The sequence below is a fragment of the Candidatus Frankia nodulisporulans genome (assembly GCF_902806475.1).
GTDB lineage: Bacteria > Actinomycetota > Actinomycetes > Frankiales > Frankiaceae > Frankia > Frankia umida.
This window is the reverse complement of record NZ_CADCWS010000161.1, coordinates 1-10,044: the sequence shown is the minus strand read 5'-3', so window position 1 is coordinate 10,044 and position 10,044 is coordinate 1. Positions and strand designations below refer to the sequence as shown.

Sequence of the window (10,044 nt, the reverse complement as noted above, 5' to 3'; positions counted from 1 at the left end):
GACCGTCCCGGCCGGCTACACCGCGCATCGGGACGGTTTCGGCTGGTCGGTCGCGCTGCCCTCGGGCTGGCGGACCTCGGGTGGCGGTGTGAGGTTCACTGCTACCGCCCCATCGGGCTATCCGGACCTGCTCGTCGAGACCCAGACCAGGGCCGGACCCTCGTCCATCGGTGCCTGGCGTGACCTCGAACCCGCCGTGCGCACGACGACCTCCGGCTACCGGCGCCTGGCGATCGACCCGGCCGACGGCGGCACCGGCGCCACGTCCGCTGCCTGGGAGTTCACCTTCACCTCGGGTGGACGCACGATTCACGTCCTCGATCTCGGTGTGGTCCGTAACGGGCATGGCTACGCGCTGCGGTGGCGGGCGCCCGAGGATCAGTGGCCGGCCAGCGCGGCCCAGTTCCGCACCATCGTCGCATCGTTTCGACCAGGGTCCTGACCGCGACCGGCAGGTCGACGCGGGGCACGGGAGCGGCCGCGGGACGCGGGCTCGGACCGGTGATCACGGCGCGTGCGGCGAGCGGCGGCCAGAATGCGGAGAGCTCGCGGCATATCGTGATACCCAGACGGACCAGACGTGAAGCGGAGTGTCGGTGACTGAGTCAACGATCGTCTATACCCTGACCGATGAGGCGCCGGCCCTGGCGACGTACTCTTTCCTGCCGGTGGTGCAGGCGTACGCGGCGGCGGCGGGTGTCCCGGTCGACAGCCGAGACATCTCGTTGGCCGGGCGGATCATCGCGAGCTTCCCCGAGCACCTCGAGCCCGCGCAGCGCATCGACGACGCGCTCGCAGAGCTCGGTGAACTGGCGAAGACGCCAGGAGCGAACATCATCAAACTGCCGAACATCTCGGCGTCGATCCCCCAGCTGCGGGCCGCTGTCGCGGAGCTGCAGGCCAAGGGCTACGCCCTGCCGGACTACCCGGATGACCCGAGCACCGACGCCGAGCGCGAGATCCGGGCCCGCTACGACCGGATCAAGGGCAGCGCCGTCAACCCGGTGCTGCGCGAGGGCAACTCCGACCGGCGCGCCCCCGCCTCGGTCAAGGCCTACGCCCGTGCGCATCCGCACCGGATGGGCGCGTGGAGCTCCGAGTCGAAGACGAACGTCGCCACCATGGGCACCGACGACTTCCGTTCCACCGAGAAGTCGGCCATCATCGCCGCGGACGACACGCTGCGCATCGAGCACGTCGCCGCCGACGGCACCACCACGGTGCTGCTGCCGGCCCTGAAGGTGCTCGCCGGCGAGGTCGTGGACGCCTCCGTGCTGCGGGTCGCCGCGCTGCAGGAGTTCCTCACCGCGCAGATCGCCCGGGCGAAGGCCGAGGGTGTGCTGTTCTCCGTGCACCTCAAGGCCACCATGATGAAGGTCTCCGACCCGATCATCTTCGGCCATGTGGTCCGCGCGTTCTTCCCGAGGACGTTCGCCACCTACGGCGCCACCCTCGCCGCCGCCGGCCTGACCCCCAACGAGGGCCTCGGCGGCATCTTCAAGGGCCTCGAGGGCCTCACCGACGGTGCCGCGATCCGTGCGTCCTTCGACGCCGAACTCGCCGAGGGCCCGGCCCTGGCCATGGTCGACTCCGACCGCGGCATCACCAACCTGCACGTGCCCAGCGACGTCATCGTGGACGCGTCCATGCCCGCGATGATCCGCACCTCCGGCCACATGTGGGGCCCGGACGGCGCGGAGGGCGACACCCTCGCGGTGCTGCCCGACTCCAGCTACTCCGGCATCTACCAGGCCGTCATCGACGACTGCCGCGCCCACGGCGCCTACGACCCGGCCACCATGGGCTCGGTGCTCAACGTCGGCCTCATGGCGCAGAAGGCCGAGGAGTACGGCAGCCACGACAAGACCTTCGAGCTCGCCGCGCCCGGCAGCGTCCGCGTGGTCAACACCGCCGGCGAGACCGTCCTCGAGCAGGCGGTGGCCGCCGGCGACATCTTCCGCGCCTGCCAGACCAAGGACGCGCCGATCCGCGACTGGGTGAAGCTCGCCGTCACCCGCGCCCGCGCCACCGGCGACCCGGCGATCTTCTGGCTGGACGAGACCCGTGGCCACGACGCCAAGCTCATCGAGAAGATCCGCGCCTACCTGTCCGAGTACGACACCACCGGCCTCACGATCGAGATCAAGGCCCCGGTGGACGCGATCGCCTTCTCCCTCGAGCGCATCCGCCGCGGCGAGAACACCATCTCGGTCACCGGCAACGTGCTGCGCGACTACCTGACCGACCTGTTCCCGATCCTCGAGCTCGGCACCAGCGCCAAGATGCTCTCGGTGGTCCCGCTGATGAACGGCGGCGGCCTGTTCGAGACCGGCGCCGGCGGCTCGGCCCCCAAGCACGTCCAGCAGCTGGTCAAGGAGAACTACCTGCGCTGGGACAGCCTCGGTGAGTTCCTGGCACTCGCGGTCAGCTTCGAGCAGTTCGCCACCGTCACCGGCAACAGCCGCGCCAAGGTCCTCGCCGACACCCTCGACCGGGCCACCGCCACCTTCCTCAACGAGGACAAGTCCCCGGCCCGGCGCGTCGGTGGTATCGACAACCGCGGCAGCCACTTCTTCCTGAGCCTGTACTGGGCGCAGGAACTCGCCGCCCAGACCGACGACGCCACCCTCGCCGCCACGTTCGCCGCACTGGCGAAGACCCTGGCCGAGTCGGAGGAGGCCATCACCGCGGAACTGCTCGCCGTCCAGGGCAAGCCCGCGGACGTCGGTGGTTACTACCAGCCCGACCCGGTGAAGGCCACCGAGGTGATGCGCCCGTCGGTCACCTTCAACGAGGCCCTCACCCTCATCACCACCTGATCCGTTTCACCCGTTTCACCCGCTCCACCGTTTCACCGTTTCGTTTCCGCCACGACGCCCCATCCGTGCCGCACGGGTGGGGCGTCGGCCTTGGTCCACCGCGTCGGTGTATCGCCGCGCTGGTCGTTGGCATGGTCCGAGGCCATCCGGGTATCTTTGCCGGCATGGGTCTGGCAGCGTACATTCCCTTGGTTCTCGAAGATGACGGTGCTCCCGAACTGATGTGCCGACATCATCCGCCCCCATACGGCTGGGGTGTCCGCCGTTGCGGCGCTGGTTGTTCTCTCGTCGGGCCCCGGCGAAGACCACGGTTGGACCGGTGGGCCCGCCGGGCGGGGCAAGGTGTCGGCCCGCGTACGGAAAAAGGGTAGAAGAAGGCGAAACCAGGATTGCGGAAAAATGGGCGTGCGGCGGAATCGGGTGTGTGGCGCTCGCGGTCTGGTGCCGAGCGCATGGGCATGATGGGGTCGGCACCACGGGTGGCGTACCGGTTCGTCGGAAGTGGTTCTTCCGCGACCGCGGCGCCCGATTGTCCGAACCGGTCGTATCAGGGCCGGTTACCTCATGACCAGAAACGGGGTTGACCGTGGGAAAAATCGCTGATGGTGTCTACCGGATCAGAATCGACGGCCGGGAGAACCTGACTCTGAGCTCGCCCGACCGGAAGAACATCTTCCTGCTGCCCGGCGAGGGTCCCGGTCAGGACTGGGAGATCAGGCAGAGCGGCGGCGGTCACAACGGCGACAGCACCTACACGATTCGCCAGGCCACCGCGCCGCTGTTCGTCGGTTTCGACGGCGAGCCGGACGTGTTCGAGCGGGTCCGTCCCCTTCCCGAGGCCCGTGAGTGGCGGATCAGCGACGGCCCACGGCCGAACACCGTCACCATCGGTGTCGTGGAGAACGAGCTCACCCTCGGCCTGCACCCGGCTCTGATCTTCCCGCCGATGGTGGCCCTGTCGCCGGTGTTCGGCGAGGACCGCGGCTGGGCGCTCGAGCCCGCGGGCTGATCTGTCCTCGACTTGGCTGTCACCGACCGCTGGGGGCGGATCCACAGCGCCCAGCGGTCGGCCGGCGCCCGGCGGCCGGCTGGCAATCCGACTTTCGTGGCGTCTCAGGGTGCGGTGGGGTCCTGTCCCGCGGAGGGCTGGCGGGCCCGGGCGCGGCGTATCGCCTCGTCCACCAGCCGCTGGGCCAGCTGGGCGACCTTGAGATGCTGGGACCGGCTCATCGTCCGCAGCCGCTCGAACGCCTCCTCGGGGCCGCTGCCCGTGCGGCTCATGATGACCCCCAGTGCCTGGTCGATCACGGCCCGGCTGGTCAGCGCCTCCTGCAGTTGGACGGCCAGCCGCTGTGACTGGGCCAGGACCTGGGCGTTGTGCGCCGAGACCGCCGCCGGCCGGGCGAACAGCTCGCCGACCCGCACCGCGTCCGGCCCGAAGGCGTTCTTGGCATGGGCGTAGACGGTCATGGCGCCCACCACCCGATCGGGTAGCAGCAACGGCAGTGACAGCACGCTGTGCACCCCCATCCGCCCCACCCGCGGGCCGAAACGCGGCCAGCGTGCCTCGCCACCGAGCGACCCGGACACCTGGGTGCACCCCGACTCGACCGCCAGCAGACCCGGCCCCTCGCCCAGCCGGTACTGCACGTCGTCCACCGCCCGCACGAACTCGGCGCTGGCCACCACCGTCCGGGGCTGGTCGTCCGTCTGCATCGCAAGGCCCGCGCCCTGCGCCCCCGGAATCGCCTGCACCGCGAACTCCGCGATGTGGAGCAATGTCTCGCGTAGGGACCGGTGCCCGGTCAGCAGCCCCGACAGTCCCGCCAGGCTCGCCGCCAGATCGTCGTCCGTCACAGCAGCCCCTCACCGGCCAGTGCCGAACCACGGGCCTTGACCCAGACCGTAGACCAGAGGGCGGACGGCGACGGTGTCCGATCACGCCCGCTCCTCACGGTTCGAGTGGCGGTGTGGGCGTAGGGTGAGGATGCTGAGTACCAGCCGACCCGGAGCGGGGATCGCCGCATCCATGCCGCACCCCGTGAGCATCACCGCTCACCGCCGGGTGTCCCGGTGATCTCCTCGCGGGAGCCACCCATGCCCTCCAAAGACGTGCTCGCCGAATCCCCACCGACGCCCGCCGCGGCGCCGGCCCAACCGGCAGCGAAACTTGGCAGCTACTACGGCAGCTACCAGGGCAAAGCCGCCTATGTCCGGGAGACCAGTGCCGGCAGCTGGCAGGTCAAGGTGCACGATCCGACGAACCGGCTCGCCGGCCACGACGGCTGGCTGATGCTCGGCACCGGCTGGCCGACGCTACCCGACGCCTGCGCCGCCACCGGCGTGCGCTGAGCGTTCAGCGCTGATACCTTCCCCACCCTTCGCGACGGGATGGCATCGGCTCCGACCCGACACCAGCGGACCGGGCTTCAGCCGGGCTCGGTCAGCAGCATGACCAGCAGCGTGCGGAGTTCCCGTAGCCGCGCCTCGCCGAGCGATGCCCGCCACTGTTCCTCCACGGCCAGCGCGGTGGCTCGCATCGTGCGCAGCGCCGACCGGCCCCGGGGGGTAAGGCGGATCAGCTTGGCCCGGCCGTCACCGGGGTCGGTGACCCGCTCCACGTAGTCGCCCTTCTCCAGAGCCGCCACGGTCTGGGCCACGGCCTGCCTGGACACGCCGAGTTCCTCGGCGAGATCGGAGGCGTGCCGACCGCCGGCGAGCAGCGGCACCAGCAGCGGCGCGTGACCTGGACGCAGGTCAGTGTGACCGGCCGCCGCGAACCGGGTGGCCAGCCCGGTGGCCTGGGAACGGGCAAGCATCTGGACGAGCGCGGGTGTCGTCCGTGCGTCGACCGGCCAGGAGGGATCCACCACAGCACCAACTTGCCTTTGCATTTTGACAAGTTACTTGTCTAATCTGTCGGGGTGTATCGATCTCTTGGCCGCGCCCCCCGCGCGATGGTGGTGCTCACGGTCGTGATCTGGTCGCTTGTCACCGCCTGCGCGGGCAGCGGAACCGATAGCGCCGCGGCCGGCCCCGTACGAGCGGCCACCGGCCGCGCGGCCCCGCCCGCGGCGCCGGACACGGCGGCGAGCGCGGTGCCAGTGGGCCGTTCGACGCGGACGATCGACAGTGGCGGCGTGCGGCGGACAGTCCACCTGTACCGGCCCGCCGGCCTGACCACAGCGGTGCCACTCGTCGTGATGCTGCACGGCGGCTACGGCGGCGGAACACAGGCCGAGACGGCCTACGGCTGGGACGCGCAGGCCGATCGCGGCCGCTTCGTCGCCGCCTTCCCCGACGGAACAAACGCCTCCTGGAACGCCGGTGGCGGCTGCTGCGGCCCCGCGGCCAGAAATGGCGTTGACGACGTCGCCTTCCTCGAGCGGATGGTCGCCGCGCTGCGCCGTGACCTGGACGTCGACCCGAACCGGATCTACCTGTCAGGTCTGTCCAACGGCGGCGCGATGGCCTACCGGATGGCCTGCGAGACCGACCTGTTCGCCGCCGTCGGGGTGGACTCGACGACCATGCTGGTCGACTGCGCCACCGCCACGCCGACGTCAGTCCTGCACATCCACGGCACCGCCGACCAGACCATCCCCTACCTGGGCGGACCGGGCCGGCCCTACAGCGCGAAGAGCCCGCCCATCGACGGACCGCCGGTGCCGTCGGTCAACGCCACCTGGCGAGGAACCGATCGCTGTTCCCCGCCCACCACGACGACCACCGGCACCGTCACCACCGCCACGGCGACCTGCCCGGCGGGCCGGGCCGTGGAACTGATCACGATCGCCGGCGCCGGCCACGGCTGGCCCGGCGCGACTCCGAATCCCCTGGCGGAAAGGCTCCTCCATACCGACCGACCCTCCACCGCCCTGGACGCCACCGACGTGATCTGGCGGTTCTTCGCCGCTCACCGGAAATGAGCCGATGATCCCGCCGGGATCGACCTGGAAAGCGGCGAGATGGAGCGTCGTTGTGTGGAGCGCGACGGCCGGCCCCTCGTCGAGTCCAGGGGGTCTGCGACGACGGTTCGGGCGTGCGCGCGACGCCGCTCACCGAAGCCTTCTGCCGGCCATGAGGGTCGTGGGTGAGGAGACCGCCGGGCCGGCCGGTGGCGTCAGCCGGCCCGGCGGTGGGCCAGGCGGCTGCCCGGTCGGTGCCGCTTCGCGGTGTACATGGCGAGGTCGGCGGCATTGAGCAGGGCGTCGGCGTCGTGGAGATCCTGGTCGGACAGCGCCATACCGATGCTGCCGGTCGACACGATCGACTGCTCGAAGAGTCGGCACGGCGTGGCGATAGCGGCCAGAACGCGGTCGGCGACTGTCTCGAGATCGGCGATGCTGTGGATGCCCTCGCAGACCACGGCGAACTCGTCACCGGCGAGGCGGCCGACCATGTCGCCGGGCCGCACCGCCGCGTGCAGCCGCGCGGCGGTCGCCCGCAGCAGCCGGTCGCCCGCCTCGTGGCCCAGGGTGTCGTTGACCTTCTTGAACCCGTCGAGGTCGATGAACAGCACGCCGATCCGCCGGTCGGCCCGGCGGGGCAGGCGCAGTGCCCGCTCGAGGTGATCCAGCAGCGCGGTCCGGTTCGGCAGCCCGGTGAGCCCGTCGTGGAGCGATTGGTGGCGGATCTCGTCTTCCATCTGCAAGCGCAGCGCCGCGGAACCGAGCACGGCGGCCACGGACCGCACGAACCGCTGGTCCTGGTCGGTGAAGAGGTCCGCGCCAGGCCGCCGGTGGATCTCGATCTTCGCCAGCGGGCTGCCGGGGCGTCCGATCGGCACCGTCAGACAGACGTCGGGCCGGTGCGTGTCAGTCCGCCCCGACGCCGGCTCCCGGCGCCGATCCGCCCGGGCCAGCAGGGCACCGCGGTCGTCCTGGGCGGCTAGGTCGTGGATCTCCACAAGGTCGGCCCGCAGGTGGTCGGCGACGGCCAGCACCGCCTGGTTCCACAGCGCCGCCGGCTCCCGGGCCTCCAACGCCGACTGACCGAGGTCCGCCACGGTCGCCTGCTCGGCCGACCGCAGACGCAGGTCGGCCAGGGCCTGCTGCCACTCGGTGATGTCGGTGGCCACCGCGGCGACGGAGCCCACCTGACCGTTGGGATCCGGGATGGGCACGAGATGCAGGTCGAGGCAACGGCCGAACGCCTCGATCATCTGATCGACCCGCTCCCCGGCCAGCGCCCGTCGCACGGCTGAGGTGACCTGGGGCTGGTCGGCGAAGATCCGCAGGATGGACAGCTCCCGGGCCTCCCGCAGGCCGGCCGCGGTCTGCGGGGTCGCGGACCCCGCGCTCACCAGGACATGGCCGTCCCGGTCCAGCAGGAACATCGACACCGGGGTGTTCTCCACGACCAGCCGCAGCTGATCCTGCGCCGCGATCTCCTCGGACACATCCTGCAGATGGGTCAGGAAGTACGGCTCGCCGTCGGTATCGGTTCTGAGCACGGAGCTGGCCACGGCGTGCACGGTCGCGCCGCTGCGGTGTCGCAGCCGAATCAGCCGCCGCGTCCTGCCCTGCCCCCCCGTGAGGTACATCCGGACCTGGGCGTCCATGCGTTCGTGGTCGGCCTGGAAGCAGCCGTCCCCCCAGACCCGGCCGATGATCTCGTCCGGTGAGCAGCCCGACAGGGCGCAGGCCGCCGCATTGGCCCGCCGAACACGATGATCCAGCGCCCCCGTCTCCACGATGGCGATGTCGAGGACCTCGAATATGTCCATTTCCTCCGTTTGTGTCACGACCTCTCACCCGCCTGGACCGCGACCGGTCGGAGAACGTCCTACCCGATCGCCACATTGGTAATCAGGCAACGGCTGGTGATGTGTCCGTATTCCGGCTACAGCCTGGCAGGGTCGGGATCGCGGAAAGCGACGCGGATTGAATACCGCTGGTGCTCAGGCGGGTGGGATCTGGTCTTTGTGAAGGTCTTTCGTGAAGACGACGCGGGGTGTGTCGGGGCCGTCGTAGTCGGAATGGATCGGTGTCCCGTTCCTCGTGCTGTCGCCAGGGACGAGGGTGAATCCGCGACTGGTGTGGAAGGCGACGGAACGGGTGTTCTCGGGGCTGGTGATCGCGTGTATCCAGCGCCGCTGGTGGGCTGCGGCGTGCGCGAAGAAACAGCGGTAGAGGTGGGTGCCGAGGCCGCCGCGACGGGCGGTGGGCGCGACTCCGACGAAGTGGATGTAGGCGCTGGCCGGGTCCGTCTGCGACAGGAAACCGATCAGGAACGCGAGCAGCTCCCCGTCGTCGTCCGACTCGACGAGGCGGCTGCTCGGGGTGAAGTGCTGGAAGAGGTAGCGGGGCAGGAGCAGCCGGCGTTCCTGCGCGCCAGCCGGCCCCTTCAGGCCTTCCCACCAGTGGTCCAGCACCGCGAGCACCCTCGGGTGGTCGCCCTCCCGCGGCTCACGGGTGTGCATCCCGGGCGGAATGTCATATGTCATGTGTGTCAGTACTACGCCCGGCGCGCAAGGACGGCACCTGGATATCGGCGTGGCGGGTGCGCCGATATCCAGCAGCCGCAGATCATGCGTGGGCGAGGTCGGCGGCCATCGGCGCGGCGTCGGATGGCGCGCCGATGGCACCTGCGGCCTCGGTGGGCACGGGCCCGGTCCGCGCCGCCGCGCCACCGTCGGACGGGTCGGCGGGCTGCCAGGTGCCGTCGGTCTGGGCCCAGCCGTGGGCCGCGTCGAAGGCGGCCTTCTGGTCGGCGGACAGGCGCGCACCGCGGGACGGGACGGGGGCGTCGTACTCGCCGGCGTGATCGCGCAGCCAGGCACGGACCTCGTTGGTGGAGGCGACCTGATGTGGCCGCCGGGCCTGTTCCCCAGCGGCCGCCGCCGGCTTCCGTTTACGCGGGGCGGCCGAGACGGACGAAGCCGCCTCGGGGGCGTTCGCCGCGTCGTTCTCCTCGATCGCGGCCCAGGCGGTGTCGATGCGGGCGCCGCGGGCGAGTGGGGTCGCCTCGCCGAACTCGGCGTACTCACCGAGCACGGACGACAGCTCGTCGCGGCACTCGGCGCACAGGTCGAGCCGTACGAGCTGACCGTCGAACGCGAAGGCCGCGTTCGAGGTGGCCGCGGCCCGCTCATGCGGATGACGCCCGCTGTTGTCGCACCACACGTTGACGATGGAGATGACCTCTCGCGCCACTGTCGCACCCCCTGTACAGGTTGCTGTGAGTTCTCATGATCCAAAACTCTCATGATCCGGCGCGGCTG

At 70.6% G+C, this 10,044-nt stretch carries 9 protein-coding genes and 1 pseudogene; 5 read left to right on the top strand and 5 right to left on the bottom strand.

Features of this window, described 5'->3' with window-relative positions; translation table 11 throughout:
• The 3 genes and pseudogenes from G6R24_RS14340 to G6R24_RS14330 all read left to right on the top strand — a co-directional run.
• Window positions 1-442: pseudogene (locus G6R24_RS14340) on the top strand (photosystem II reaction center PsbP family protein); the annotation flags it as partial.
• A gap of 154 nt (window positions 443-596) precedes the next feature.
• Window positions 597-2,819, top strand: a complete 2,223-nt coding sequence (locus G6R24_RS14335) for an NADP-dependent isocitrate dehydrogenase (RefSeq protein WP_163549751.1) — start codon at window positions 597-599, stop codon at window positions 2,817-2,819.
• A gap of 586 nt (window positions 2,820-3,405) precedes the next feature.
• Window positions 3,406-3,828, top strand: a complete 423-nt coding sequence (locus G6R24_RS14330; RefSeq protein ID WP_163549750.1) for a hypothetical protein — start codon at window positions 3,406-3,408, stop codon at window positions 3,826-3,828.
• Between the two features lie 104 nt (window positions 3,829-3,932).
• Here G6R24_RS14330 and G6R24_RS14325 read toward each other — a convergent pair whose 3' ends face one another.
• Complete coding sequence (locus G6R24_RS14325; protein WP_163549749.1) at window positions 3,933-4,676, bottom strand: GAF and ANTAR domain-containing protein; 744 nt, start codon at window positions 4,674-4,676, stop codon at window positions 3,933-3,935.
• Window positions 4,677-4,916: 240 nt separating this feature from the next.
• Here G6R24_RS14325 and G6R24_RS14320 point away from each other — a divergent pair, with 240 nt between their 5' ends.
• Window positions 4,917-5,171, top strand: coding sequence for a hypothetical protein (locus tag G6R24_RS14320; RefSeq protein ID WP_163549748.1), 255 nt, complete (start codon window positions 4,917-4,919; stop codon window positions 5,169-5,171).
• A gap of 77 nt (window positions 5,172-5,248) precedes the next feature.
• On the opposite strand, the gene G6R24_RS14315 is transcribed toward G6R24_RS14320, so the two are convergent.
• A complete protein-coding gene (locus G6R24_RS14315; protein ID WP_225438532.1) occupies window positions 5,249-5,689 on the bottom strand; it encodes a MarR family winged helix-turn-helix transcriptional regulator in 441 nt (146 codons plus the stop codon).
• Between the two features lie 105 nt (window positions 5,690-5,794).
• Here G6R24_RS14315 and G6R24_RS14310 point away from each other — a divergent pair, with 105 nt between their 5' ends.
• The gene (locus tag G6R24_RS14310; protein ID WP_225438531.1) at window positions 5,795-6,748 is read left to right on the top strand and encodes an extracellular catalytic domain type 1 short-chain-length polyhydroxyalkanoate depolymerase; all 954 of its coding nucleotides are present in this window, start codon (window positions 5,795-5,797) and stop codon (window positions 6,746-6,748) included.
• Between the two features lie 194 nt (window positions 6,749-6,942).
• Here the strand turns inward: G6R24_RS14310 and G6R24_RS14305 are convergent, their stop codons facing one another.
• The 3 genes from G6R24_RS14305 to G6R24_RS14295 all read right to left on the bottom strand — a co-directional run bounded on the left by G6R24_RS14305 (window position 6,943) and on the right by G6R24_RS14295 (window position 9,976).
• Window positions 6,943-8,547, bottom strand: coding sequence for a sensor domain-containing protein (locus G6R24_RS14305; RefSeq protein ID WP_163549746.1), 1,605 nt, complete (start codon window positions 8,545-8,547; stop codon window positions 6,943-6,945).
• 174 nt (window positions 8,548-8,721) lie between these two features.
• Window positions 8,722-9,267, bottom strand: coding sequence for a GNAT family N-acetyltransferase (locus tag G6R24_RS14300; protein WP_163549745.1), 546 nt, complete (start codon window positions 9,265-9,267; stop codon window positions 8,722-8,724).
• Between the two features lie 82 nt (window positions 9,268-9,349).
• Window positions 9,350-9,976, bottom strand: coding sequence for a hypothetical protein (locus G6R24_RS14295; protein WP_175084536.1), 627 nt, complete (start codon window positions 9,974-9,976; stop codon window positions 9,350-9,352).
• Window positions 9,977-10,044 lie beyond the last annotated feature (68 nt).

Bases quoted from the DNA above. Each gene is read 5' to 3' on its own strand.
- G6R24_RS14320 (WP_163549748.1), top strand. From the start codon at position 4,917: ATGCCCTCCAAAGACGTGCTCGCCGAATCCCCACCGACGCCCGCCGCG.
- G6R24_RS14305 (WP_163549746.1), bottom strand. From the start codon at position 8,547: ATGGACATATTCGAGGTCCTCGACATCGCCATCGTGGAGACGGGGGCG.
- G6R24_RS14300 (WP_163549745.1), bottom strand. From the start codon at position 9,267: ATGACATATGACATTCCGCCCGGGATGCACACCCGTGAGCCGCGGGAG.